Origin of the sequence: Streptomyces sp. NPDC059010 (genome assembly GCF_042740355.1) — a bacterium.
Classification (GTDB): domain Bacteria; phylum Actinomycetota; class Actinomycetes; order Streptomycetales; family Streptomycetaceae; genus Streptomyces.
On the sequence record NZ_JBHYJA010000069.1, the window covers coordinates 1 to 25,436 of the forward strand.

The 25,436-nt window shown below is 72.4% G+C and carries 27 protein-coding genes; 14 read left to right on the forward strand and 13 right to left on the reverse strand.

Features of this window, described 5'->3' with window-relative positions:
• The coding region (locus tag ACFWYS_RS43390; RefSeq protein WP_384781980.1) for a maltotransferase domain-containing protein at positions 1-659 on the reverse strand (659 nt) is incomplete at its 3' end.
• An 80-nt stretch (positions 660-739) separates the two neighbouring features.
• The gene (locus tag ACFWYS_RS43395) at positions 740-1,042 is read right to left on the reverse strand and encodes a DUF5133 domain-containing protein (RefSeq protein ID WP_384781982.1); all 303 of its coding nucleotides are present in this window, start codon (positions 1,040-1,042) and stop codon (positions 740-742) included.
• A gap of 299 nt (positions 1,043-1,341) precedes the next feature.
• On the opposite strand from ACFWYS_RS43395, the gene ACFWYS_RS43400 reads away from it, so the two are divergent.
• Both ACFWYS_RS43400 and glgX read left to right on the forward strand, forming a co-directional pair.
• Positions 1,342-1,854 carry a pep a2 gene (locus ACFWYS_RS43400; protein ID WP_384781984.1) on the forward strand — a complete coding sequence of 171 codons (513 nt, stop codon included), beginning with the start codon at positions 1,342-1,344 and terminating at the stop codon, positions 1,852-1,854.
• 23 nt (positions 1,855-1,877) lie between these two features.
• Positions 1,878-4,007, forward strand: a complete 2,130-nt coding sequence (gene glgX, locus ACFWYS_RS43405) for a glycogen debranching protein GlgX (RefSeq protein ID WP_384782051.1) — start codon at positions 1,878-1,880, stop codon at positions 4,005-4,007.
• 52 nt (positions 4,008-4,059) lie between these two features.
• On the opposite strand, the gene ACFWYS_RS43410 is transcribed toward glgX, so the two are convergent.
• Entirely contained in the window at positions 4,060-4,860 is an 801-nt protein-coding gene (locus tag ACFWYS_RS43410; protein WP_384781986.1) for a VOC family protein, read from the reverse strand.
• A gap of 181 nt (positions 4,861-5,041) precedes the next feature.
• Between ACFWYS_RS43410 and ACFWYS_RS43415 the strand changes: the two genes are divergently transcribed.
• A complete protein-coding gene (locus ACFWYS_RS43415; RefSeq protein ID WP_384781987.1) occupies positions 5,042-5,380 on the forward strand; it encodes an ANTAR domain-containing protein in 339 nt (112 codons plus the stop codon).
• Between the two features lie 18 nt (positions 5,381-5,398).
• On the opposite strand, the gene ACFWYS_RS43420 is transcribed toward ACFWYS_RS43415, so the two are convergent.
• On the reverse strand, positions 5,399-6,190 hold the full coding sequence (locus ACFWYS_RS43420) for a SigB/SigF/SigG family RNA polymerase sigma factor (protein WP_384781989.1): 792 nt from the start codon (positions 6,188-6,190) through the stop codon (positions 5,399-5,401).
• 433 nt (positions 6,191-6,623) lie between these two features.
• Between ACFWYS_RS43420 and ACFWYS_RS43425 the strand changes: the two genes are divergently transcribed.
• Entirely contained in the window at positions 6,624-7,142 is a 519-nt protein-coding gene (locus tag ACFWYS_RS43425) for a hypothetical protein (RefSeq protein ID WP_384781991.1), read from the forward strand.
• 73 nt (positions 7,143-7,215) lie between these two features.
• On the opposite strand, the gene hemC is transcribed toward ACFWYS_RS43425, so the two are convergent.
• Positions 7,216-8,151, reverse strand: a complete 936-nt coding sequence (hemC, locus tag ACFWYS_RS43430) for a hydroxymethylbilane synthase (protein WP_384781993.1) — start codon at positions 8,149-8,151, stop codon at positions 7,216-7,218.
• Positions 8,152-8,168: 17 nt separating this feature from the next.
• Entirely contained in the window at positions 8,169-9,458 is a 1,290-nt protein-coding gene (locus tag ACFWYS_RS43435) for an MFS transporter (protein WP_384781995.1), read from the reverse strand.
• A gap of 105 nt (positions 9,459-9,563) precedes the next feature.
• Here ACFWYS_RS43435 and ACFWYS_RS43440 point away from each other — a divergent pair, with 105 nt between their 5' ends.
• Entirely contained in the window at positions 9,564-10,571 is a 1,008-nt protein-coding gene (locus ACFWYS_RS43440; RefSeq protein WP_384781997.1) for a DUF5937 family protein, read from the forward strand.
• Here the strand turns inward: ACFWYS_RS43440 and ACFWYS_RS43445 are convergent, their stop codons facing one another.
• The 4 genes from ACFWYS_RS43445 to ACFWYS_RS43460 form a co-directional block, all read right to left on the reverse strand.
• Complete coding sequence (locus ACFWYS_RS43445; protein ID WP_384781999.1) at positions 10,572-11,348, reverse strand: NPP1 family protein; 777 nt, start codon at positions 11,346-11,348, stop codon at positions 10,572-10,574.
• A gap of 157 nt (positions 11,349-11,505) precedes the next feature.
• Complete coding sequence (gene ligD, locus ACFWYS_RS43450; protein WP_384782001.1) at positions 11,506-12,486, reverse strand: non-homologous end-joining DNA ligase; 981 nt, start codon at positions 12,484-12,486, stop codon at positions 11,506-11,508.
• Positions 12,487-12,620: 134 nt separating this feature from the next.
• A complete protein-coding gene (locus tag ACFWYS_RS43455; protein WP_384782003.1) occupies positions 12,621-13,307 on the reverse strand; it encodes a response regulator in 687 nt (228 codons plus the stop codon).
• Between the two features lie 147 nt (positions 13,308-13,454).
• Positions 13,455-14,609: a histidine kinase gene (locus tag ACFWYS_RS43460; protein ID WP_384782005.1), complete on the reverse strand. Its 1,155-nt coding sequence runs from the start codon at positions 14,607-14,609 to the stop codon at positions 13,455-13,457.
• A 189-nt stretch (positions 14,610-14,798) separates the two neighbouring features.
• Between ACFWYS_RS43460 and ACFWYS_RS43465 the strand changes: the two genes are divergently transcribed.
• From ACFWYS_RS43465 to ACFWYS_RS43475, 3 genes are all read left to right on the forward strand, one after another.
• Positions 14,799-15,449 carry a TetR/AcrR family transcriptional regulator gene (locus tag ACFWYS_RS43465; protein ID WP_384782006.1) on the forward strand — a complete coding sequence of 217 codons (651 nt, stop codon included), beginning with the start codon at positions 14,799-14,801 and terminating at the stop codon, positions 15,447-15,449.
• Positions 15,450-15,524: 75 nt separating this feature from the next.
• Positions 15,525-16,292: a response regulator transcription factor gene (locus ACFWYS_RS43470; RefSeq protein WP_384782008.1), complete on the forward strand. Its 768-nt coding sequence runs from the start codon at positions 15,525-15,527 to the stop codon at positions 16,290-16,292.
• 144 nt (positions 16,293-16,436) lie between these two features.
• Positions 16,437-16,967, forward strand: coding sequence for a MarR family winged helix-turn-helix transcriptional regulator (locus ACFWYS_RS43475; protein WP_384782010.1), 531 nt, complete (start codon positions 16,437-16,439; stop codon positions 16,965-16,967).
• A gap of 18 nt (positions 16,968-16,985) precedes the next feature.
• Here the strand turns inward: ACFWYS_RS43475 and ACFWYS_RS43480 are convergent, their stop codons facing one another.
• Positions 16,986-18,185, reverse strand: a complete 1,200-nt coding sequence (locus ACFWYS_RS43480) for an MFS transporter (RefSeq protein ID WP_384782012.1) — start codon at positions 18,183-18,185, stop codon at positions 16,986-16,988.
• A 54-nt stretch (positions 18,186-18,239) separates the two neighbouring features.
• On the opposite strand from ACFWYS_RS43480, the gene ACFWYS_RS43485 reads away from it, so the two are divergent.
• The 3 genes from ACFWYS_RS43485 (at position 18,240) to ACFWYS_RS43495 (ending at position 20,002) form a co-directional block, all read left to right on the forward strand.
• Entirely contained in the window at positions 18,240-19,070 is an 831-nt protein-coding gene (locus ACFWYS_RS43485; RefSeq protein WP_384782014.1) for an AraC family transcriptional regulator, read from the forward strand.
• A 96-nt stretch (positions 19,071-19,166) separates the two neighbouring features.
• On the forward strand, positions 19,167-19,547 hold the full coding sequence (locus ACFWYS_RS43490) for a DoxX family protein (RefSeq protein ID WP_384782016.1): 381 nt from the start codon (positions 19,167-19,169) through the stop codon (positions 19,545-19,547).
• Positions 19,544-20,002: a peroxiredoxin gene (locus ACFWYS_RS43495; RefSeq protein ID WP_384782018.1), complete on the forward strand. Its 459-nt coding sequence runs from the start codon at positions 19,544-19,546 to the stop codon at positions 20,000-20,002. Before ACFWYS_RS43490 ends, ACFWYS_RS43495 begins: the two co-directional genes overlap by 4 nt.
• A gap of 11 nt (positions 20,003-20,013) precedes the next feature.
• Here the strand turns inward: ACFWYS_RS43495 and ACFWYS_RS43500 are convergent, their stop codons facing one another.
• Complete coding sequence (locus tag ACFWYS_RS43500) at positions 20,014-20,622, reverse strand: TetR/AcrR family transcriptional regulator (RefSeq protein ID WP_384782020.1); 609 nt, start codon at positions 20,620-20,622, stop codon at positions 20,014-20,016.
• Positions 20,623-20,769: 147 nt separating this feature from the next.
• On the opposite strand from ACFWYS_RS43500, the gene ACFWYS_RS43505 reads away from it, so the two are divergent.
• The 3 genes from ACFWYS_RS43505 to ACFWYS_RS43515 all read left to right on the forward strand — a co-directional run bounded on the left by ACFWYS_RS43505 (position 20,770) and on the right by ACFWYS_RS43515 (position 24,942).
• On the forward strand, positions 20,770-21,735 hold the full coding sequence (locus tag ACFWYS_RS43505) for a helix-turn-helix domain-containing protein (RefSeq protein ID WP_384782022.1): 966 nt from the start codon (positions 20,770-20,772) through the stop codon (positions 21,733-21,735).
• 282 nt (positions 21,736-22,017) lie between these two features.
• A complete protein-coding gene (locus tag ACFWYS_RS43510) occupies positions 22,018-22,410 on the forward strand; it encodes a hypothetical protein (protein ID WP_384782024.1) in 393 nt (130 codons plus the stop codon).
• Between the two features lie 174 nt (positions 22,411-22,584).
• Positions 22,585-24,942 (forward strand): SpoIIE family protein phosphatase, encoded by a 2,358-nt coding sequence (locus ACFWYS_RS43515; protein ID WP_384782054.1) that lies wholly within the window; start codon positions 22,585-22,587, stop codon positions 24,940-24,942.
• 16 nt (positions 24,943-24,958) lie between these two features.
• Here the strand turns inward: ACFWYS_RS43515 and ACFWYS_RS43520 are convergent, their stop codons facing one another.
• A complete protein-coding gene (locus ACFWYS_RS43520) occupies positions 24,959-25,393 on the reverse strand; it encodes a cupin domain-containing protein (protein WP_384782026.1) in 435 nt (144 codons plus the stop codon).
• Positions 25,394-25,436: the final 43 nt, after the last annotated feature.

Sequence of the window (25,436 nt, forward strand, 5' to 3'; positions counted from 1 at the left end):
CCCTCGGAGCGGGGGAAGAACTCGTACCAGGAGCCGTACAGGGCGCGTTCGCGTTCCACCAGCAGCGGCAGCGGGTCGGAGGCGGTGACCAGGTCCCGCAGCGGATACCGCCCCAGCACCGCGTCCACGTTCGCCGCGAACGCCGCCGCCAGCCGCGACTCGGGCGGCAGCGAGTCGTCCCGCAACGCGTTCGCGGCGGCCAGCACCGTCGCCCGCCCCGCGTCGTCGGGCACTCCGGCGGCCGCACGCTCGTACAGGTCGCCGCCCTCCTCCAGGACCAGCCCGACGTCGATCCCGGCCGGGATCTTGATCCGGGCGTGGTGCCGCCAGGTCGTGACCGGATCGCTCCAGGCCTCCACATGGAACGTCCAGCGGCCCACCGACGGCGGCGTCACCTTGGCGCCCCAGCGGTCGGTGCCCGGGGCCAGTTCGTGCATCGGCGTCCACGGGCCGGGACGGCCGTCCGGATCGGTCAGCACGACATTGGCGGCCACGGCGTCATGGCCCTCGCGGAACACGGTGGCGGAGACCTCGAAGGTCTCTCCCGCGACCGCCTTCGCCGGATGCCGGCCGCACTCCACGGCCGGCCGCACATCCCGTACCGGGATGCGGCCGATGGTCCCGGTGCCGGCACCGGCCCTGCTCTTGGTCCTGCCCATGGTTCACCTCCACCGTGCTCAAGGCCGGGCACCAGGCCCGGCCGGGAATCCAACTGCGCCGGAAGGCGCCGATCCGCGCGCTATCTCCCCGCGAGGAAACGCCACCGCCGTGATCTCGGCGGGCCACGCCGCGCCGCCGGGCGCGTACGGGGCCGCTCGTCCTGCTCCCGGAGGTAGGCCGCCAGGGTGATGCGCAGATAGCGCTCCGCCGCGTCCACGGCCTCGCGCGCGCAGCGCTTCCCCATCAGCACGCACAGCGTGTAGCCGGCGTCCTCGAACGTGGCGCGCACCGCATGGTCGGCCGGGGCCGCGAGCATGGCGCGCTCCCAGGCCCGGTACCGCCGCAGTTGCCGGGCGACTTCGGCTTTGGCCGGTAGCAGCATGGCGCCGTTCACCTTCCGGGCTGCTCGATGACGCGTCTCCCGACCGTCGGGCGGAACCCGTGCGCGCACACGCACGGGTTCCGTTACGGGCATCGAGGTCTTCACACATGGTGCATGGTCGACGACGCAGCGTCCTGTTGGAGCTTCAACTACCCCAGGTGCGCGCTCCTGTTGCACGAATGGCGTACCGCACTCACCCTGGAGTGACTCAGAAGCGACCAGCGCTCACGCTCCGTGCTCGGGGCCCGTCCCGCAGGGGCGAGGAGAGCGGGAGCTTTCGCGGTGAGGAGGTAACGACGGTGAAGACCGCAGTGCCCTGCTACTACCACCTCGATGTGGAAGTCAGCCCCGAACGGGTGGGTCAGGTCAGCCGAATTCTGGCCGCCCACCTCCGGTACTGGGACCTGGAGACCCTTGTCGAGCCCGTCCGCCACGGCACGGAGATGCTGCTGCGGGCCATCGACGAGCATGCGAGGGACAAGAACACCTCGATCGAGATGTGGTGGAACGGCCAGCACCTCATCACCGCCATCGGCGACAACGACCGCGCCCTGCGCCCGGACCACGAACTGCGCGCCTGTCTGCAGCACCTCGCGGCGATGAGCGACGGCTGGGGCTGCTGTGCCACCGAGACCGGCAGCAAGGTCATCTGGTTCTCCCAGCGCGCCCGCACCGGCGACCGCGCCCCGCTCATGCCGGCGGCCCCCGCCCCCAGCCTGCGCGAGGCACGCGGAGTGCCCCGAGAGGTGCCCGTCACGGCTCTGGCCGACGCCGTGGGCACCCGGGACGAAGTCCTGGAGGAGGCCCGGTGACCGCAAGACGGCGCCGCAAGGAAATGAGCAAAGGGGTGCCCGCCTGGAGCGGGCACCCCTATCCGCTGGGAGCCGCCTTCGACGGACAGGGCACGAACTTCGCCCTGTTCAGCGAGGTCGCCGACCGCGTCGAACTCGTCCTCGTCGACGACAAGGGCCGGCACACCCCGGTGCCGCTCACCGAGGTCGACGGCTTCGTCTGGCACGGCTATCTGCCCGGCATCGGCCCGGGCCAGCGCTACGGCTACCGGGTCCACGGCCCCTGGGACCCGGACCTGGGCCACCGGTGCAACCCGGCCAAGCTGCTGCTCGACCCGTACAGCCGGGCCGTGGACGGCCAGGTCGACAACCACGCCTCCCTGTTCGAGCGCACTCCGGGCGCCCCGTCCCCGGCGGACAGCGCCGGGCACACCATGCTCGGCGTGGTCACCGACCCGCACTTCGACTGGGGAGAGGACCGTCCGCCCAGACGGCCGTACGCCGACACCGTCATCTACGAGGCGCATGTCCGCGGCCTCACCCGCACCCACCCCGACGTCCCGCGGGACCTGCGCGGCACCTACGCCGGACTCGCGCACCCCGCGATCGTCGAGCATCTGACGTCCCTCGGGGTGACCGCCGTCGAGCTGATGCCCGTCCACCAGTACGTCCAGGACGGCGTACTGCTCGACCGCGGTCTGTCCAACTACTGGGGCTACAACACGATCGGCTTCTTCGCACCGCACAACGCCTACGCCGCCCACGGCACCCGCGGCGGACAGGTCGACGAGTTCAAGGCGATGGTGAAGGCGCTGCACGCGGCCGGCCTCGAAGTGATCCTCGACGTCGTCTACAACCACACCGCCGAGGGCAACGAGCGCGGCCCGACCCTGTCCTTCCGCGGCATCGACAACGCCTCGTACTACCGCCTCGTGGACGGCGACTGGGCGCACTACTACGACACCACCGGCACCGGCAACAGCCTGCTGATGCGCCATCCGTACGTACTCCAGCTGATCATGGACTCGCTGCGCTACTGGGTCACCGAGATGCACGTCGACGGCTTCCGCTTCGACCTCGCGGCCACCCTCGCCCGCCAGTTCCACGAGGTGGACCGCCTCTCGGCGTTCTTCGACCTGATCCAGCAGGACCCGGTGATCAGCCGCGTCAAGCTGATCGCCGAGCCGTGGGACGTGGGGGAGGGCGGCTACCAGGTGGGCAACTTCCCGCCGCTGTGGTCGGAGTGGAACGGCAAGTACCGGGACGCCGTACGGGACTTCTGGCGCGCCGAACCCGGCTCGCTCGGCGAGTTCGCCTCCCGGCTGACCGGCTCCGCCGACCTCTACGCCCACAGCCGGCGCCGCCCGCGCGCCAGCGTCAACTTCGTCACCGCGCACGACGGGTTCACCCTGCGCGACCTCGTCGCCTACAACGACAAGCACAACGACGCCAACGGCGAGGGCAACCGCGACGGCGAGAGCCACAACCGGTCCTGGAACTGCGGCGCCGAGGGCGAGAGCCGCGACCCGGCCGTCCTGCGACTGCGCGCCCGGCAGCAGCGCAACTTCCTGGTGACGCTGCTGCTGTCCCAGGGCATCCCCATGCTCTGCCACGGCGACGAACTCGGCCGCACCCAGCGGGGCAACAACAACGCCTACTGCCAGGACAACGACCTCTCCTGGATCGACTGGCGCCTCACCGAGGACCAGCGCGCCCTCGCGGACTTCACCCGCTATGTCATCGCCCTGCGCGCCGCCCACCCCGTCCTGCGCCGCCGCCGCTTCTTCCGCGGCGAAACCCCCACCCACCCCGACCAGCCCCTGCCCGACCTGGTGTGGCTGCAGCCGGACGGCGACGAAGTGACCGACGACGACTGGCACCGCCCCGACGCCCACTCCCTCGCGGTCTTCCTCAACGGCGACGCCATCGCCGAGCCGGACTGGTGCGGCCGGCCGGTCGTGGACGACTCGTTCCTGCTGCTGCTCAACGCCTACTGGGAGCCGGTGGAGTTCCAGCTGCCGGACGTCGCGTACGGCGAACGCTGGACGACCCTGATCGACACGGCCGAGACCCAGGGCCCGCCCGACGAGCAGGAGCACAAGGCGGCAGCCCGGGTACTGGTCGAGCGCCGCAGCCTGGTCCTCCTGTCGAGACCGTCGCGCGCAACGTCCTGAAGGGGCGCGGGGCTGTGATCGACATGCGGCTGCGCCGCGTGGGCGCGACCAGCTACCGGTCGGCGCGCAGCGTCACCGTGAACTGCGCCCCGTCCGGATCCCGCAGCACAGCCTCGTCGACGACCTTCGACAACACGCTCCCGCCATGCAGCTCAGCCGCCCGCGCACACCCCTCCACGTCCCTGACGGCGAAGTGCACCTGCCAGTGCGGCCGGATCGTCGGATCGGGTGCGGCCTCCAGTGCCCCCGACTCGATCCGCGCCACCACGTCCCCGCCGCTGCGCAGCACGACCTCCCCGCCCTCGTAGCGGACCTCGCAGCAGCCCGGCCGGTCCGTCGCCCAGTCCAGGACCTCGCCGTAGAACATGGCGGCGTCGAAGGCGTCGCGGGTGTGCAGCCGGATGAACGTCGGCGCGGCACGGCGCCAGGTCTCCCAGTTGGAGATCAGCTCCCCCTCCCAGACGCCGAACGTCGCCCCGTCCCGGTCGGCGAGCAGCGCCGCCCGCCCCGGCGGCAGGGACAGCGGCCCTACGGCGCTGGTGCCGCCGCGCTCCTGCACCCGGGCCACGGCGTCGTCCGCGCTGGGCACGGCGAAGTACGGCGTCCAGGCCACGGCCATCTGCCACATCGAGGCGACCGCGGCGATCCCGGCCACCGGCACGCTCTCCGCCAGCGCGACCCGGAACCGGTCGCCGAGCTTGGCCGGCCGCCAGCGCCAGCCGAGGACGGCCGAGTAGAACTCCTGCGTGGCCTCCAGATCGCGGCTGGTCAGGCTCACCCAGCAGGGTGCGCCGAACACGGAGTGGGTGGACACGACCTCGGCCGTGCCTCTGGGGGTCTTCACATCGTTCATGTCAGTCGCGTCCTGGTCTCGCCCGGCCGGCGGCCACCGGTCCTCTCCCAGTGTCCGGCCGGACGCCCTCCGGGGCCTGTCGAGTAGGCCTGTCGAGTACCCCGGCCGGGGCAGGGAAACAGGTGAGGAACGGCCCTCCGCTTCTCTGGCATGCGACCGGCAAAAAGACGAGTATGGGGGCGTGGCACCGATACCGAACGAGCCCGCCGACGAGAACGAGACCGAACGGATCCTCGAACTTGAGGAGGAAGTCGGCCAGCTCAAGGAGGCGGTCGTTTCGCACGCCATCGTGGACCAGGCCATCGGTATGGTGGTCGCCCTCGGCCGGGTGGCGCCGGACCAGGGGTGGGCGGTGCTGAGGGACGTCTCCCAGCACACGAACATCAAGCTCCGCCAGGTCGCGGAACTGATTCTCCTCTGGGGCCGGGACGGTGAAATGCCCCCCGAGATCCGCGTCGAACTCCAAGAGGCTCTTGAACGCTACGGTCCGACGCAGATTCCGGGGTCACCCCAGGAGTAGACGCACACACCTGGGATTTCAGCGGGCTTCGGCGAGCAGTTCCTCTCGCAGCTGGGCGAAGCAGCCGCTCAGCAGCCGGGACACATGCATCTGCGAGATGCCGAGCTGCGTGGCGATACGACTCTGGGTCATACCTCCGAAGAAGCGCAGGTAGAGAATGGTCCGCTCGCGCTCCGGCAGCCGCTGCAGGCAGGGCTGGACGGACACGCGGTCCACGACCACCTCGTACGCCGGATCCGGACCGCCGATCGCGTCCCCCAGCGCGTAGCCGTCGGTGCCGGGCATCTCCGCCTCCAGTGACAGCGCGGAGAAGCACTCCAGGGCCTCCATTCCGGTGCGCACCTCTCCCTCGCTCAGATGCGCGTGGTCGGCTATCTCGGGCACGGTGGGCGCACGCCCCGGCGTCAGCTGTGACAGCTCCTTGGTGGAGCTCCGCACCCGGTTGCGCAGGTCCTGGACCCGGCGCGGCACGTGCAGCGTCCACATATGGTCACGGAAATGCCGCTTGATCTCGCCGGTGATGGTGGGCACCGCGTACGCCTCGAAGGCGTGGCCGCGTGCCGGGTCGTAGTGGTCGACGGCCTTCACGAGCCCCAGGGCGGCCACCTGGTACAGGTCCTCAAGGGACTCGCCGCGGCCCTTGAACCGGACGGCGATCCGCTCGGCCATGGGCAGCCACGCCTGAACCAGTTCGTCTCTGAGGGTCTTGCGCTCCGGACCGTCGGGCAGTCCCACGAGTCGTTCGAACGCCTCGCCGGTGTCGGGGGCGTCGTCGTGCGGGTGCTGCTTCGTTCTGGTGGTGGCACTCATCCGTGCGCACCTCCTCGGCAGGTGCCGGCTGGACGGACACCATGGGAGGCGCGGACTCGGACCACGTGGAGGACATCCAGGGGCCTGAAAGGGCCGGCTCCCACGGACGTGCCTCCTGTCCGAAGCACATAGTGGTGAATTCCCCCAGAAATGGAATCTGAAACGTAATTCGTGAATGCGACTACGTGTTACTGCCGAACAACGCGGTGTCGCACTGACCCGGAACCCTTGAGAAGGCTCGCCGATCTTGGCCCGGAACGTGATGTGCGGCACGTGGGTGAACGCGCCCGTCGGGCCAGAAAGCGGATTCCTCCTGCCCACGGCTTGATCGGTGATCAAGAGGGCGAATGGGCTGGCCACAGCGCATTCTGCTCATTTGACAGTGCCCTGAGCGCAAAGATAGGAAGCAGCTCTCTGGGTCGAGAGGTGGATTGTGTACGAGCCGAACGTGGTCGGGGACTGGCACGAGTACGACGAGCATGCCGGTCTGCGTCTGCGCGTCCACTGCCTGGAAGCCGCCGAGCCGCCGCGCGGACGGGACGACGCCGCCGAGGGGCTGACGTACTTCAGGGTCCGCGTCACCGTCGAGAACCGCGGCGAGCGGCACCTCGGCATCCACCTGGAGGACGGCCAGATCGACGTGCGGATCGGCCGCGACGGCGAGGCCGCGTTCATCGACTGGCGCAACTCGCAGTTCATCGAGGGCTTCGACGTCTACCCGTTGCGCCGGGCCACCGCCGTGCTCTACGCCGCGGGCCCTCAGACGAGCCTGAGCCAGGTCGACGTGCAGATCCAGCTGCGCGTCGAGGAGGAGTGGGCGGACCGCCGGCTGTGGACCGGCGGACTCGGCCTCCAGGAGCCGGCCGGCGTCCACGCCGCCACCCTGCGGGACGGCATCGCGCTCCAGGTCAGCAACTTCCTGCGCGAGCAGGCCGAAGAAGGCACCGCCTGACAGGTGAGCGTCCCGGCCGGGGGCACCGCCCGACCGCGCGGCGCCCGCACGGCCGGGGAGATGGCACGGGCTCTCAGTGCGGGATGCCGTCGATGATCTCGCGGGCGCCCTCACGCAGCAGCGCGACGGCGACCGACGTACCGAGTGTCTCCGGGTCCAGCCGGCCCGCCCACTCGTGGGCGTTCAGCCGTGTCTTGCCGTCCGGCGTGAACACACAGGCCCGCAGGGACAGCTCGCCGCCCCGGTCCACGCGCGCGTACCCGGCGATCGGGCTGTTGCAGTGCCCCTGCAGGACATGCAGGAACATGCGCTCGGCCGTGGCCTCCCGATAGGTGTCCGGGTCGCCGAGGCCGCTCACCGCGTCGATGAGCTCGGCGTCGCCCTCCCGGCACTGCAGCGCGAGGATGCCCGCGCCGATCGGCGGCATCATCACGTCGGCGGGGAGGATCTCGCTGATCACGTCGGCGCGGCCGATGCGCTCCAGGCCGGACACCGCCAGCAGCAGCGCGTCCGCCTCGCCGTCCGCCAGCTTCTGCAGCCGCCGGTTGGCGTTGCCGCGGAACGGCACGCACTCCAGCTGCGGGTGGGTGGCGGCCAGTTGGGCGACCCGGCGCACCGAGGAGGTGCCGATCCGGGTCCCGGCGGGCAACTCGTCCAGGGTGAGCCCGCCCGGGTGGATGAGGGCGTCGCGGATGTCGTCCCGCTTCAGGAACGCGGCGAACGTCGTCCCCGCGGGCAGCGGCCGGTCGGCGGGGATGTCCTTGAGGCAGTGCACGGCGAGATCGGCCTCGCCCGCCAGCAGGGCGGCGTCGACCTCCTTGGTGAACGCCCCCTTGCCCTCGACCTTGGACAGGTCGCCCATCCACTTGTCACCGGTCGTCTTCACGGGTACGACCTCGGTGCGCACACCGGGATGCAGGGCCGCCAACTCGGCGCGGACACGCTCCACTTGGGCGAGGGCCATCGGCGAGTCGCGGGAGACGATGCGAATCAGTTCAGGGACGGACATGCGGACACGATAGACCGTCACGACCCCGCGTCCGCACGGTACCGCCCCTTTGCGGCCCGCCCGTTCGCCACTCGGCCCGCTGCCGCCCCACGGCCCTCGCCGTCCGCCCGGCCCCCGTCCCCGCCGTCCGCCACACTCCCGTCCCCGACGCCCGCGTGCCCCGGCAGACCCAGCACCGCGAGCGCCCCCACCGTCAGCAGCCCCCCGACCAGGAACGCGCCGCGCACCCCGACCACGGGCAGCAGCGCGCCCCCGAGCAGCGCACCGGCGGTGACACCCGCGTTGAAGGCGGCCGAGTTGGCCGCGAGGGCGGTCTCGGTGCGGCCCGGCGCCACCCGGAGCACCTGGCTCTGCGTCGCCATGAAGACGGGCGCGACCGAGGCACCCAACAGCATCATCAGCGCGACGCCCGCCAGCGGGACGTGCCCCGCCGCCCAGAGGCCGAGCAGGGCCACCGCCTGGGTCGCCACCGGCACGGCCAAGGTGGCCCGCGGGAACCGGTCGAGCAGTGGCCCGGCCACGGTGACCCCGGCCAGCGCCGCCCCGCCGAACGCGAACAGCACGGCGCTCACCGCGTCCTCGCCGAGCCCGCTCACCTCGTCGAGGAAGGCGACGACATAGGTGAACCCGGCGAAGACACCCGTCACCGACAGGGCGGTCACGCCCAGCACGATGCGGAACCGGCGCCGGTCGGGCGCCGCACCGTAGGCGGAGTGGCCGTCCTCCGGACGGGACGTGGGCAGCAGGGCGCCGACGGCCACGAGGCAGAGCAGCGCGAGCGCGCCGAGCAGGGCGAAGGGCGTCCGCCAGTCGGTGTGCGCGCCCAGCCAGGTCCCGGCCGGAACCCCGGCCACCGTGGCCAGGGAACCCCCGACGGACAGCAGCCCGATGATCCGCCCCCGGCGCTCGGGCGGGAACAGCCCCACCGCGACCGGCCCCATCACCGCCCAGAACAACGCCTGCGCCGCCGCCGTCACCACCCGCGCCGCCAGCAGCAGCCCGTACGACACCCCGCCCAGCGCCGACACCCAGCTGGCCACGACGAGCAGCCCCAGCAGCCCCGCGAGCAGATACCGGCGCGGCACGGAACGGCTGACATGGGCGAGCGGCAGCGACACGACAGCCACCGTCAGGCCGTACCCGGTGACCAGCGCGCCCACGGCCGCGAGCGACACCCGCAGATCCTCCGCCATCAGCGCGAGCAGACCGACCGGCAGGTTCTCGGTGGTGTTGAAGGTGAACGCCGCCAGCATCAGCGCCGCGACGACGGCGGCCCGCCGCCAGGGTTGTGGACGTACGCTGCTCATCGAACCGCCTTTCCGACCGGGGGAGTCGGGGCAAGCGTGCTGGTCGGCCGCCGACGCCTCCACTCATTCGGCCCTGGACGAATCGACGCTCACGACGGGGGACGTATGCCGCTGGCCCTGCCGCTCGGTACCGACGACCTCACGCGCTGCCGGTTCGCGATCTCGCCGCTGTGCCAGACCCACGAGGCGCTGCGCATGTTCCGCCGTCCGTCCCGGCACGGCTACCACCGAAGCTGGCTGCGCCGCATGCGGCGTACGGTCACCGGCCTCGACCTGGCACCGCTGTGGCTGTTCATGCCGCCCCCCGGCGGCTACACCCCGGACTTCCTCGGGGCGCCCCCGCAGGAGCCGTACCCCTGCTTCGAGGACGAGCTGGCCCGGATGCGCGCCACCGACCCCGCTCTGGCGCACGCGGAGATGACCCGCTCGCTGGCCTGCACGCCGGGTCTCGCCGAGTCATCGCAAGCGCGTGCCGCGTTGGCAGACCCCGCCGCCACGGTCCAGCGCCTCGCCGATCTCACCGAGCGGGCCTGGCACGCGCTGCTCGCCCCGGACTGGCCGCGCCACCGTGCCGTGCTGGAGGCGGACATCGCGCACCGGTCGCGGCAGGCGGCGGACGGCGGTCTCGACGCGCTGCTGACCGGCCTGCACCCGACCGTCGACTGGGCCGGCCACACCCTCACCCTGCGCCGGTACGTCGATGTGCCGGACGCCCAACGTCCCGACGGCAGGGGCGTGTTGCTCATGCCGAGCGCGTTCGTGTGGCCGGACCTGGTCAGCGGCTTCGCCCGGCCCTGGCAGCCGACGGTCATCTATCCCGCCCGGGGCATGGGCCGGCTGCACACCGACCCGGTGCCGCGCCCGCCGGAGGCGCTCGCCCGGCTGCTCGGCCACCAGCGCGCGGCCGTCCTCGCGGGCCTCGCGACCCCGTCCTCGACGACGGACCTCGCCCGCCGCCATGGCCTGGCAACCTCGACCGTGTCGGCCCACCTCTCCGTCCTGCGGGAGGCGGGCCTGCTGGTGTCCCGGCGTCAGGGCCACTACGTGCTGTACGGACGAACGGCCCTGGGCGACGCCCTCCTGGACCGGGACGTCGGCCCGGAGGCCGTGTGATCAGGCGTTCGGGTCGAACGCGATACCGGACGGCTTCGCCGACGCCAGGTGGTTGGTGAAGTTGCCGTCCTTCAGGCCGAAGTTGGCGCTGCCGAAGTTGTACGCGACCAGCTTGTCCCGCACGCCCGACGGGTAGCCGTTCCAGCCGACCAGCGGCGGGTACTGCCAGGTCCCCTTGTGGTTCTCCGGCGGCTCGTCACCCGAGTTGGCCAGCCGGAAGCAGTGCGTGCTGATGCCGTCCTTGTGGTAGACGATCTTCGCGTGGGTGCCGTCGAAGCGCACCGAGGACGCCGGGCTGATCGTGAACGAGCCGTGGTTGGACGTCGACACGTACTGCACCGCGTTGTTCTGCACCCACACCACGACGTGCTCCCAGTCGTGCCGGTGCCCGCCGATGCTGCTGCCCGCCACCGCCTGGTCCTTCTCGAAGTACAGGCCGTACATGTAGGCGCACCAGCCGTTGTTGCACTTGTAGCGCGAGTAGCCGTTGGTGTTGTCCAGGTCCGAGGCGTCACGGCAGTTGCCGTTGAGCGCACCGGTCGGGTTCAGGCCCCCGTTGACGGTGCCGTCGGGGCCGATGGCGGGCGTGGAGTAGCAGCCGTCCGTGTCGTAGTCGAAGGCCGGCTGGTACGTCTGCTCGGCTGCCTCGGCGTTGGCGGGCAGCGCCGCGGGCGGGGCGGCGAAGGCGGTGCTGGGGAAGGCTATGACGAGCGCGGCGGCACCGGCCGCACCGGTGATCCAGCGCTTGCGGTGCGAACGGGACGTCTCTGAAGACACTGCGTCTCCTCGGGGGAAAGCGGGCGCAGCCCAACGGTTGTGGGGGGAAAGGCAGTTCAGGATCCTGGCTTTTCACTTCCGTGCCAAGAGCCCCGGAAGTACCGGCGGTAACGATCAGCGCAACAGTGGGGGGGAAGCCTGTGTGTCAGACGCTGTGTCAGGCGCTCTCGTCCGGGAGGTCGGCTGCCGACTCCTCCGGCGTGAGGTCGGGCCGCAGCCGCAGCCAGGACGGCTGGCGCAACAGCCCGGAGCGGGTGCGCACGCTGTAGCGGACCTCGCCGACCAGCCGGGGCAGCACCCAGTGCGCGCCCGTCACCCGGGGGGCGGGATCGAAGGGGCAGATGTCGGTCTCGGACGCCCGCAGCAGCTCCGCCAGTTGCGTCCGCTCCGCCTCGCTCCAGCCGGTGCCCACATTGCCGACGTACCGCAGCCGACCGCCCGCGCGCTGTCCGACCAGCACCGAACCCGGGAGACCGGTGAGCCGTCCCTTGCCGGGCAGCCAGCCCCCGACGACGACGTCCTCGGTGCGCATGTTTCGGATCTTGATCCAGGCGCGGGAGCGCACCCCGGGCTCGTACACCGAGTCCAGCCGCTTGCACACCAGCCCCTCCAGACCGTGCTCCCGGGTGGCTCGGAGGGCCTCGGCGCCGTGTCCGACCAGCGCGGCCGGCGTCGACCAGAACGGCCCGTCCAGGCCGAGCTCCTCAAGGCGCCCGCGGCGCCGGGTGTAGGGCAGCGTGACGAGGGAGCGGCCCGCCAGATGCATCACGTCGAACAGCACCAGATGCACGGGCGTGCGCGCCGCCAGCCGCGCGGCCCGCTCGGGCGCGTGCGCCAGCCCCATCCGGGACTGCAGCAACTGGAAGTCGGCGCGCCCGTGTTCGTCCAGCGCCAGGATCTCCCCGTCCAGGACGGCGGCGGTGGCGCCCAGCGCGCCGCCCAGCGGCCGCAGTTCGGGGTAGGCGGGGGTGATGTCCTCACCGGAACGGGCGCGCAGCCGCAGGCTGCCGTCCCCCTCCAGGTAGACGACCGCGCGCTGGCCGTCCTGCTTGGTCTCGTACGCCCAGCGGGCGTCCTGCGCGGCGGGCGGCAGGGTGCCGGGCGTGGCGAGCATGGGAGGGATCAGCGGCAGGCTCACGGGTCAGTTGTCGACGGCCCCGCCCGCCGCCACGCACCCTCGCCGCCGTTTTCCCCTGAACGGCGGCCGTGGCGTGCGTCCCCGAACGGCACCCGCCCCTTGGGTTCCGGTTCCCCCGCACGGCGGCGGTGCGGTCAGCCGTCCCCGTTCGGCGGTACGGCCCGCACCAGGCCGGACTGGTAGGCCATCACCACGAGTTGGGCGCGGTCCCGGGCGCCCAGCTTCGTCATGGCCCGGTGCACATGGGTGCGCACGGTCAGCGGGCTGACGAAGAGCTTCTCCGCGATCTCCTCGTTGGAGTGGCCCTCGGCGACCCAGGCCATGACCTCGCGTTCGCGGGCGGTGAGCGCGGCGAGGTCCTCGGGCGCGGCCGACTGCGAGCTCTCGGCGGGAGAGGCCAGGAACCGGGTGATCAGCGTGCGGGTCGCGGTGGGGGAGAGCAGGGACTCGCCGGCGGCCACGGTCCGGATGCCGTCCAGCAGCACGTCCGCGGTGACGTCCTTGCCGAGGAAGCCGCTCGCCCCGGCCCGCAGCGCCTGGGCGACGTACTCGTCGATCTCGAACGTGGTGAGGATCAGCACCCGCACCGCCGTGAGGTCCGGATCGGCGCAGATCGCGGAGGTGGCGGCCAGCCCGTCGGTGCCGGGCATGCGGATGTCCATCAGGACCAGGTCGGGGCGGTGCGCCCGGGCGAGGTCGACGGCCTCGGCGCCGTCGGTGGCCTCGCCGACCACCTCCATGTCCGGGCAGGAGTCGATCAGGATCCGGAACGTGGCCCGCAGCAGGGCCTGGTCGTCGGCGAGCAGTACGCGGATGGTCATGTGCGGGGTTCTTCCGGTTCCGGAGCGGTCGGGTACAGCCTCCAGGGAACAGCCAGGCATGTCGTCGTGCGTCCGCCGACATTCCCCGCTACTCGGTTCGCAGTACGCGCATCGGGCGAGGTCATCCCCTGGGGGGAGCCGGGGGTCTCACCACACGCACGGCAGCTCCGCCTCGATCACCGTCGGCCCGCCCACCGGGCTCGACATCCGCACCGTCCCGTCGAGCGCCGCGACCCGCCGCCCCATCCCCAGCAGGCCCGAACCCTCCGACTCCTCCGCCCCGCCGTGCCCCGCGTCGGCCACCTCGACCCGCAGTCCGCGCCGCATACGGGCGATCCGGACGGTGGCTTCGGAGGCGCCGCTGTGCTTGGCGACGTTGGTGAGCGCCTCGGCCACCACGAAGTAGGCGGCCGTCTCCACCGCCGCCGGAGCCCTCGGCCCGTCGTCCTCCAGCCCCGCCACGTCCACGGTCACCCGCAGCCCGCTCCCGGCGGCCAGCGCCCGCACGGCGCCCACCAGGCCGCGGTCGGTGAGGATCGGCGGATGGATGCCGCGCACCACCTGCCGCAGCTCCGACAGCGCCTGCTCGGCCTGCTCCTGGGCGTCGTCCAGCAGCCCCCGCGCGGCGTCCGGATCACGGTCGTAGGCGCGTTTGGCGAGCCCGATCCGCATGGACAGCGACACCAGCCGGGCCTGCGCGCCGTCGTGCAGGTCGCGTTCGATACGGCGCAGTTCGGCGCCGTGCGCGGCGATCGCGTCGGCCCGTGTCGCGCTCAGCTGCTCGACCCGCGCGGCGAGCAGCGCCTTCGGGGACGGCCTGAGCAGCGCGGTCGACCAGCCGGCCTCCAGGTCCGCCAGACGCACGATCCACGGCAGGACGACGGCCCGCCGGCGCAGCAGCCCGCACCCGACACCGTCGACGACGAGACCGACCGGCCACAGCGGCAGAGCGACGACGAGCATGGCGCCGTACACGTAGTAGGCGGCCATCCAGCGCAGATCGGTGAGGGTGCCGGGATCACGCACCGCCGTGCGCAGCCGCTCGGTCAGCGGCCCCTCGATGGCCCGGTACGCCTCGGGGATCTCCCGCCCCGTCCAGGCGGTGGTCAGCCGGCGCTTGGCCCCGGCGATCCGCCGCAGGAGCAGCACCGTCTCGGGCAGCAGCCAGGCGCCGATCACCACGACCGTCCCGACGGCGGTGATCAGCAGCACGGTGATGAAGAGATACATCCCGAAGGCCATCGCGGCGGCCACGAGCAGATGGCCCGTCGCACGCCCGGCCTGCCGCACCGTGGTCCGCATGCCTGTCACGTTAGGCGCCCCGGGCTGGGCGCGCGGGGGTGCGGACACCCGGGGCGCAGGTGTAGCCCGCTCCACCATGCTCACCTTTTCTTTCAATCAGGTGACTTAGATTGTAGGTGTGAGAAGCAGCGTCGGCTCGAAGGGACTGGCCGTCGCGGTGATCGGTGAAGTCCCGGTGCGGTGGTGATCATGGCAGGCAGGACTCTGCGGGCGGAGCAGGTCAGCGCGACCCGGGAGCTGCTCCTGACCGCGGCCGAGCGGCTCTTCGCCGAGCACGGCGTGTACGCGGTGTCCAACCGCCAGGTCAGCGAGGCCGCCGGACAGGGCAACAACACCGCGGTCGGCTACCACTTCGGCACCAAGGCCGACCTGGTCCGCGCCATCGTCCGGCGGCACGCCACGCGCATCGAGGAGATTCGCGCCCGCCTGGTCGCCGGCCTGGCGGACCCCGACGACGTGCGCGGCTGGGTGGACTGCCTGGTCCGCCCGGCTCTGGAACACCTCGCCGCACTCGGCAGCCCCACCTGGTACGCGCGGTTCTGTGCCCAGGTCGTGTCCGACCCGGCCCTGCACCGGATCATGGTCGAGGAGGCCCTCACCTCCCCCTCCCTCCAGGAGATCATCGAGGGCCTGAACCGGTGCCTGCCCGACCTTCCGGCCGAGGTCCGCGCCGAACGCGGCGAGATGGTCCGCCATCTCATCGTCCATGTGGCCGCCGAGCGCGAACGCGCCCTCGCCGAGCACGCCCCCACCCCACGGTCCACCTGGGACGACGCCGCGACAGGCCTCGCCGACGCCGTCGTCGGCATGTGGCTGGCACCCGTCACCCCGGGCCGCTGACGCCCCCCGCACAAGGAGTACGACCGTGAAACCGACCCCCGGTCAAGGCCGCGGCGGCGCCGGACGGGGCGCGTTATGAGCCCCCGGCACCCGGCCCCGCCCCCGGACGGCGCCACCCGTGACAGCCCCGCCCCCGAACGCGGCGCCCTCGCCCGCGGCGCCGGCCAGCACCTCCTGATCGTCGCCGGCGAACCCGACCTCGCCGAACTCCTCTCGACCACCCTGGAGTTGGCCGGCTACCGGATCAGCCTCAGCGACACGGGCGCCGACGCGCTGGCGCGGGTCGTGGACCAGCACTTCGACCTGGTCGTCCTCGACACCACCCTGCCGGACATGGCCGACTTCGGCCCCGAGCGCCGCCCCGCGCTCCCGCACCGCCCGCCCGTCCTCCTCCTCACCGAGTACGAGGCCCTGCACCGGCTCGTCCCCGAACTCGGCCTGGGGGAGCGGGACTACGTCACCAAGCCGTTCCGGGTGGCCGAGGTCCTCGCCAGGATCCAGGTGCTGCTCCGCGGCACCCGCCCCGGCCCGCCCCGGGGCAACCCCCTCCAGTACGGCGACCTCGCGCTGGACGACACCGTGTGCCGGGCCACGCGCGGGACGCGGGCGCTGGGCCTCACGCCCGCGGAGTACCGGCTGCTGCGCCATCTCCTGGTCAACGCGCACCGGGTGCTGTCCAAGGAGCAGATCGGCCGCTACGTCTGGGGCGACCACCGCGACGACAACGCGATCGAGCAACTCGTCTCCCGGCTGCGCCGCAAGGTCGACCGCGACGCCCCGACGCTGATCCACACACGCCGGGGCTTCGGCTACTGGCTGGGCCGCGCCGACGCCGACCCCTGACCCCCAGCACGGCAAACCAGGGCGCCACCGGGGTCTGCTCGGCGGCGCCCTTCGCCATGCGGACCCTCCGGGTGGCGGGAGGCGGTGAGGATCGGCACCCCGGCGAATTAGTTGAGTTACGCAATGAGATGGTAAAGTTGCAGCATGTCCACACCACCGCTCCCCGAACTGCCCGAGACGCCCGCGTCCCCGGAAGTGGTCGAGATAGAGCGTGCGCTCACCCGGATCACCTACCTGAGTACGCGGGCCCGGCAGCACGAGCGGCTGATGGCCCTGGCCGGGGTGCCGCTGGACCGGGCCGCCGTGGCGCTGCTGCGCCAGGTCGCCGACTCGGAGTCGCTGCGGCCCGGGGAACTGGCCAACCGGCTCGGTGTGGAGGCCTCGCACGTCACACGCACGGTGCAGCAGCTGCAGAAGGCGGGGTACGTCACCCGTGTCCCCGACCCGCAGGACCGCCGCGCCCAGCGCATCGAACTCACCGAGGCCGGCCGGCAGGCCATCGCCCGGGTCCGCGACGCCGGCGCCCGCGGTATGCAGCTCGCCCTGGCCGACTGGACTCCCGAGGAACTGGGGCAGCTGGCCGCCCTCTTCCACCGCATGGTCGACGACTTCCTCGCCCACGCCATCGACGAGGACACCGAACCGCAGCCGACGGCACCCGCCCCGACCGCGTGACGGATCCCCGCGCCCGACTCACGCCGACGCCGCGCGGGGCCGTCGCCCGGACGAGCCGGAAGCCGGGGCCGCCCGCCCGGGCACTTCCGGCTCCCGCAGCCCGCACAGCAGCAGCCGGCCCAGCGCCGGCAGCACGATCAGAGTGGCGAGCGCCGTCCGCAGCGAGGCGGCGTCCGCCAGCGCACCGATGACCGGGGCGGCCAGCCCGCCCACGCTCACGGTCAGCCCCAGCGTCACACCGCTCGCGGTCCCCACCCGCCGGGGCAGATAGTCCTGACCGAGGGTGACGTGCAGCGAGAACGGCACATACAGACCGGCCGACGTCAGGGCGACGAACAGATACACCGCCTGCCCGGGCACGAGGACCACGCCGGCCACCGCGAGCACCGTCAGCACATACGCATGGCGTACGACGGCCAGCCGCCCGTACCGGTCGGCGAGCCGCCCCCCGGCCACGGTGCCCACCGCGCCGCCCGCGTAGAGCACGCACAGCGCGACCGTGCCCGCCACGTCCGCGCCGCCGGTCCGCTGCCGGACGTACAGCGAGACGAACGCGCTCAGACCGACGAACACGATCGACCGGCAGACGATGGCACCGGACAGCCGCAGAAACGACGCCCAGTCGTCGGAGCCGACGCTCACGCCCCGGCCACCGCCTCCGTCGCGCCGGCCGGCCGAGCGCACCGCCGCCGCGCACAGGGCCGCCCCCACCACGGCAGGCACGACCAGCAGGGGAGACGCCCCCAGACCTCCGGTCGCGACCACCACCGCCACCAGCGGCGGCGCCAGGGCGAAACCGACGTTGCCGCCGAGCGAGAACCAGCCCATCGCCGTATGACTGCCGTGCGCGGCGTCGCGGGCCGCGCGGGCGGCCTCCGGATGGTAGGCGGCGACACCGATCCCGGACACGGCCACCACCGCCAGCGTGAGCGCGTAGGAATCCGTCACGCCGCTCAGCGCGACCCCGATGCCGCCCGTCAGCGCGCTGAGCGGCAGCAGCCAGGGCATCGCCCAGCGGTCGGTGAGCGCTCCGAACAGCGGCTGGACCACCGACGACAACAGGGATGCGGCGAGTACGACACCCGAGGCGGCGGCGTAGCTGTACGCGCGCTCGGCGACGAAGTAGGGGACGAGCGCGGCGACGGCGCCTTGGTACACGTCGACACAGGCATGACCCAGGGACAACAGCGTGATGGCTCGATGGCGTTTCTCGGACACCCTGCGATCGTCACGGCCCTCGCGTCTGGCCCGCTTCCGATAATCTGCCGAAGTGTGTCGAACATCCGCCACACCGCCATCCGTCACACCGCCATCCGCCACACCGCCATCCGTCACACCCCGACCGCACCGACCCGCGCCAAGGCCCTGGCCGCCGGGGAACGCATCGACGCACACCGGCACGACGACCACCAGATCGTCTACGCCGGCTCCGGCGTCCTCGCCGTCACCACCGACGCCGGCACCTGGTTCGCACCCGGCAACCGCGCCATCTGGGTCCCCGCCGGCACCGTCCACGCCCATCGCGCCCACGGCCACCTCGACCTGCACCTGGTCGGCCTGCCCGCCGGCGACAACCCTCCCCCAGACTCCGTCCGGGGGTACCCCCATCTCGCTTCGCTCGGTCTCGACGCCCCCACCGTCCTCGCCGTCAGCCCGCTGCTGCGCGAGCTGATCCTCGCCTACACCCGCGATCCCAGCGACGACAGCCCCGAGCGTGACCGGCTGCTCGCCGTCCTGCGCGACCAGCTGCGCGCCTCGCCCCAGCAGCCGCTGCGGCTGCCGACGCCCACGGATCCACGCCTGGCCGCGGTCTGCGCGCTCGTCCACGCCGACCCCGCGGACCCGCGCACCCTCGCCGTGCTCGGCACCGCGACCGGGGTGGGGGAGCGCACGCTCAGCAGGCTGTTCCGCAGCGAGTTCGGGATGACCTTCCCGCAGTGGCGCACCCAGTCCCGCCTTTACCACGCGCTGCGCCTGCTCGCCGAGGACACACCCGTCACGACCGTCGCCCATCGCTGCGGCTGGGCTTCCGCCAGCGCCTTCATCGACGTCTTCCGCCGCTCGTTCGGCTACACGCCCGGAACCCACAACCGCCGCCCCTAGCCGGGCCCGTGGCGGAACCCGTGGCGGCCGGGGCGGGTGACAGCCCGTGATCTACCCTCCGGTAGCATCCGGCGGCAGGCCATCCAAGGAGGATCCGTGCCCCGGTCCCAACGCTCACCCCTGATGCTCGCCGGCCTGCTGGCCACCGCGGGCGTCGCCCACTTCGCGGCCCCACACCGCTTCGACGAGACCGTGCCGCGCACCCTGCCGGGGACGCCCCGGAGCTGGACGTACGCCAGCGGTGCCGCCGAACTCGCGCTGGCGGCCGGACTGGCGCTGCCCCGCACCCGCAAGGCCGCCGCGCTGGCCACCGCGGCCTTCTTCGTCGGGGTCTTCCCCGCGAACGTCAAGATGGCCGTCGACTGGCGGCACCGCCCCACCCCGCAGAAGGCCGCCGCCATCGGCCGGCTGCCGCTGCAGATCCCGCTCGTGCTGTGGGCCCGCGGGGTCGCGAAGAACGCGGAGGGCCGGGCATGAGCGCACAGCTGAAGGTCGGTGACAAGGTCGAGGACTTCGCGCTGCCGGACGAGACCGGCACCGTCCGCAGCCTCACCGAACTGCTCACCGAGGGACCGGTGGTGCTCTTCTTCTACCCCGCCGCCCTCACTCCGGGCTGCACGGCGGAGGCCTGCCACTTCCGGGATCTCGCCGCCGAGTTCGCGGCGGTCGGTGCCCGGCCCGTGGGCATCAGCGGCGACGCGGTCGAACGCCAGCAGGAGTTCGCCGACCGCCACACCCTCGGCATGCCGCTGCTCTCCGACGCCGACGGCACGGTCCGGGAGCGGTTCGGCGTGACCCGCGGCTTCTCACTGGCCCCCACCAAGCGGGTCACCTTCGTCATAGGCCAGGACCGCACCGTCCTGGAGGTCGTCCGCAGCGAACTGCGGATGAACACCCACGCCGACCGGGCCCTCGCCGCGCTGAGCAAGTGAGCAGACCCGGGTCAGGCCGCTGAATCGAGCACGGCCCGGGCCGCCCGGCGGGCGTGCAGTGCGGCGTCGGTGTCCCCGGCGAGCGTGGCGATGGCCATGGCGCCGTCGAACAGCACCGCCAACTGCGCGCCCACCGCGGCCGCGTCCGCCACATCCGCCTTCGCCGCGAGCCCGGTCAGCAGCTCGCGCAGGGCGCGTTTGTGTCTCTGCACGGCGGTGACGACGATCGGTGCCGCGGCCCCCATCTCCCCGAACGCACCGGCGAACACACAGCCGTGGAAGCCCGGTTGGCGAAACCAGTCGTCGAGGAAGTCGAAGGGGCCGAGGACCTTCGCCAAGGGGTCCTCGATCGTGTCGACGCGCTGTTCGATCGCCGCGCGCGCCACCTGATCACGCCGTTCGAGACAGGCCGCCAGCAGCATGTCCTTGGACGGGAACATCCGGTAGAGCCGCCTCAGCGGCAGCCCCGCCTCGTCCCGGATCCGCTGCATCGTCACCGCGTGGACACCATGGGCGTAGAACAGCTCGTCCGCGACTGCCACCACGGCGGCGCGCAACTCGTCGGGCGCGAAAGGCTCGTCGGCCCGGCCGACCTCCGAGTCCGCAAGCGGCTCAGGCATCTGCGCGCCCCCCCGTGTCGCCTTGAGAATCGCCATTCTCACCACTACAGTCCCAGCATAGAACAGTCATGTTTCCGGCCCATCGGACTGCCCGGAACATGCGTACATCCAACACACCAACGCCGTGGCGGACTATCGGGGGAAGCCGTGCTGCGTATTCATTTCAGTGCCGGTGACCTGGCTCGCACCAGGGTCGCCGAGGAACCGGACCCCTTATGGGAAACCGTTCTGAGCCTGCATCAACTCCACGAGAACCGACGCGAACCACTCCTCGACGCCTGGCGGCGGCGCAAGCGCACCTGCGACTCCGGCGCGCTGCGGATGCTGGCGCCGCTGATGCCGTCGCGCGGCTATTTCCCGGACTTCCTCACACCCGCCGCCGCGTCGGGCGGCCTTGAGTGCGGGATCGACGCCGTACTGGCCACGCCGCGTCGCCAACTGCGCACCGAGCTCGGGCTGTTGTCGATCAGCACTCCACTGCCCGGCTGGACCCGGCAACTGGCCGACGGCGAAGCGAGCGCCGTGCACCGCCTGGGCCGGGCCCTGCGCGTCTACCACGCCTCCGTCCTCGCGCCCGGCTGGCCGGACATCGCCGCCCGGGTCGAGAGCGACCGGCGACACCGGACCGGGGCCCAGTGCCGGCTCGGCACCGAGGAGATGCTGCGCACCTTCGCGCCCGTACTGCGCTGGGAGCCGCCGGTCCTGACCGCCGACTACCCCGTCGTACGGGACATCCACCTTCAGGGGCGCGGACTGCTCCTCGTGCCCTCCTACTTCTGCCGCCGGACGCCGGTCGCCCTCATGGACGAGACCCTGTGGCCGGTCCTCGTCTATCCCGCCCGATCACCGAGCCCCGAGGAGCCGGCCGCCCCGGCATCCAGGCTGGCACCGCTGCTCGGCCACACCCGCGCGGCAGTCCTGCAGGCACTCCAAGAGCCGTGCACCACCACCGAGTTGGCGCGCTGCGCCGGCGTCTCCCTGTCCTCGGCGAGCGAGCACGCCGCCGTGCTGCGCCGCGCCGGACTCGTCGCCAGCACCAGGGAACGCCACCGTATGCACCACAGCCTCACCCCACTCGGCAGCCGTCTGCTCACCGGAGCGCCGGCGGGCTGAAGCGGAACGAGCGCGCCGTGTTTCGGACCCGTCCGAACCAGGGCGCGGCCGCGACCTCCCCCCGGACACCCTTTGGGCCGTAGGGCGATGCGCACCGCACGTCCTCAGGGGCGACCCAGGGGGAATCACGGGATGAGTACGGAGAAAAGGGGCGCGCCCCGGGCGCGGGACCCGCGATCACCGCGGGACCGGCGATCACCCCGGGAGCCGCGATCACGCCGGGAACCGCGGGAACCGCGTGCGAGTGGCAAACGCGGGGCGCTGGTCGCGGTGTGTGCCGCTGTGGCCCTGGGAGCCGCGGGGTGCGGCACGGCGAGCGGCACGGTGAGCGGTGGCCCCGGCCGGGCACAGCTCGCCGAGCTCAGCGACGCACAGCAGATCACGGTGGCCCGCGCCCAGGAACAGCTCACCAAGCAGTGCATGGCCGACCGGGGCTTCTGGTACCGGGTGGCGGTACAGCCGACCGGCGATGAGCTCCACGTCCCCGGCTATGTGCTCGACGATCCGCGGTGGGCGCGCGAGCACGGCTACGGCGGGCGGATCCAGCGCGCCCAGGAGAGGGCGCGGACGGCCGACCCCGATGTCGCCTACTACCGGACGCTCTCGCCCGAGCGGCGGCTGCGCTGGAGCGACGCGCTCTTCGGCGGGCAGTGCTGCGGCGCGTTCATGGACTGACCCGGCCGACCCGCCCCCGCACGGCCCGGCAGCATCCCGCTGCCGGGCCGTGCCGCGCGCAGCACGGTCGGTGTCCCATTCGTAACCTTCGGTGGTGTGCGTCCGACCTGGGGCGCGTCGGCGAGCCGGACGTCGCGGTTGATGCGGTGCGCCACAGGACTCATGCTGGACGACATGGAGCGCGTCTCCGCTGCCGCGATCATCGATGTCCGGGGTGTCGTGACGGGGTGGAGCGAGGGTGCCCGCAGACTGACGGGACTGACGGCCGAGGAGGCCGTGGGACGGCCGGTGCGGGACCTGCTCGCCGAGCAGCCGTCGCCCGACGCCGTGACGGCGCTGACCGGCACCGCCGTGCTGCGCCACCGGGACGGCTCGCCCGTCGCCCTGAACGTGACGGCGTGCGCCGTGCTGGGCGAGGACGGCGGTCCCGGCGGATACGTGATCACCGCCGTACCGTCCGACGCCCACGAGCCCGCACCCGACGGCCGCGAGCCCACGCTGGCGGAGCGGGCCTTCCAGCAGGCGTCCATGTCCATGTCCGTCTTCGACACCGAGCAGCGCTACCTGCGGCTCAACGAGGCGGCCTGCAAGGTCATGGGCGTGGCGGAGGAGGTGCTGCTCGGCCGCAGCTTCAAGGAGACCGTGGAGGACGAGGTGCACAGCCGGGGCTTCCTGTGGCACATGCGACAGGTCGCCGAGACCGGTATGCCGCTGCGCTACGAGAGCTACACCGGCGCCCCGGCCCTGAACCGGGAGCACGCCTGGACCACCGACATGTGGCCGGTGCGGGACTCCTCCGGCCGGCTGATCGGGACGGCCCTCGCCGCGTTCGACAGCTCCGAGCAGTACTGGGCGCGGGAGCGGCTGGCCCTGCTGAACGAGGCCGCCGCCACCATAGGCACCACCCTGGACGTGGTGCGCACCGCCGAGGAAGTCATCGGTGTCATGGTGCCCCGGTTCGCCGACTTCGCCAGTGTGGACCTCTTCGACTGGGTCCTGGGTGCCGAGGAACCACCGGCGCTGGCCGGCACGGACATCGCCCTGCGCCGGGTCGCCCACGGCTCCGGCACCGAGGGCACCCCGGAGGCCGCCGTGCACCTGGGTGAGGTGGACTACTACCCGCCGTTCTCGCCGCCGGCCCGGGCGATCCTGGAAGGCAGGGTGATCCAGAACCAGGCGGGCGAGCCGGCGTTCATGCAGTGGATCGCGGAACGCAACGCCCGGAGCCCGGCCGGCCGGCGCCACCGCGTGGGCGCGCACTCGATGATGGCGGTGCCGCTGCGCGCCCGCGGCACCACGCTCGGTGTTGCGGTGGCCGTACGCATCAGGCAGTCGGACGACTACGGCGCCGACGACGCCGTGTTCGCCGAGGAACTCGCCAGCCGGGCCGCGGTCTGCGTCGACAACGCCCGCCGCTTCGCCCGGGAACGCACCACCGCGCTGTCCCTGCAGCACAACCTGCTGCCCCGCGGCCTGTCCGGCCAGGCGGCCGTCGACGTGGCCCACCGCTACCGGCCCTCCGGTTCGCAGGCCGGCATCGGCGGCGACTGGTTCGACGTGATCCCGCTGTCCGGCAGCCGGGTCGCCCTGGTCGTCGGCGACGTCGTCGGACACGGCATCCCGTCGTCGGCCACCATGGGCCGCCTCTGCACGGCCGTGCGCACCCTCGCCGACGTGGACCTGCCGCCCGACGAACTCCTCACCCACCTCGACGACCTGGTCACCCATCTCGCCGGGGACGACTCCGAGGAGGTCGCCGAGCTGGGTGCCACCTGTCTCTACTCCGTCTACGACCCCGTGTCCCGTCACCTCACCCTGGCCGCCGCGGGCCATCCGCCGCCCGCCCTCGTCCTGCCCGACGGCACCACGCAGGTCCTGGAGATGAACACGGGCCCGCCGCTCGGTGTCGGCGGGCTGCCCTTCGAGGCGATGGAGGTGGAGCTGCCGGAGGGATCCCTGGTCGCCCTGTACACGGACGGTCTGATCGAGGACCGCGACCGCGACATCGACCACGCCACCGCTGAACTGTGCCGGGCCCTGACGGCGCCCGCCGAGTCCCTCGACGCCCTGTGCGACACCGTGCTCAAGGCCGTCCTGCCGGAGGACCCCAGCGACGACGTGGCCCTGCTGCTGGCCCGCACCCGGGCCCTCGGCGCGGACCGCATCGCGACCTGGGACGTACAGCCCGACCCCGAGCAGGTGGCGAGCACCCGACAGGCCGCCACCGACCAGCTGACCGCCTGGGGACTGGACGAGGCCGCCTTCGTCACCGAACTCGTCGTCAGCGAACTCGTCACCAACGCCATCCGGTACGGCGCCCCGCCCATCCAGCTCCGACTGATCCGCGACCGCACCCTCATATGCGAGGTCTCCGACGGCAGTTCCACCTCCCCGCATCTGCGCCGGGCGCACGCCTACGACGAGGGCGGCCGCGGACTGCTGCTGGTCGCCCAGCTCACCCGGCGCTGGGGCAGCCGGCAGACCGGCAGCGGCAAGACGATCTGGGCCGAACAGCCGCTGCCGCCGACGTGATCACCCCACACGGTGTTCACTGGAACGGGCAGCCCGGGTTCGGTGCGTCCTCGGAGAACGGCGCGCCGTGCGGCAGTACGTAGAGCACATCGAGGACGACCGGCGTGGCGCCCTCGTTCCGGCCTATGTGGACGTTGCCGGGCCCGGCCGGTTCGTTGATGAAGCTGCCCTTCGGGTAGACGCCGTCGGAGGCGCAGGCGGAGTTGTAGTGGCTGAGCGTGCCCTGCTGCGTGAAGGCGTACAGCGGGCCGTCGTGGTAGTGCCAGCCGGTGGCCTGACCGGGCGGGATCGTGACCTCCCGGAGTATGTAGTCGGTGTCGCCGACGGTCTTCTGACTGATGATCCGGCCGGTGACGCCCGGCCCGGGCGGGGTCGCCTGGGCGGGCCCGGCGACGAGGACGGTGGCGGCGGCCACGGCGCCGGTGACGGCGATGCGGAGCGCGGAGCGCATGACGAATTGCCTCCTGTGGCGAGAGCGGTATCGCCGTGAACAT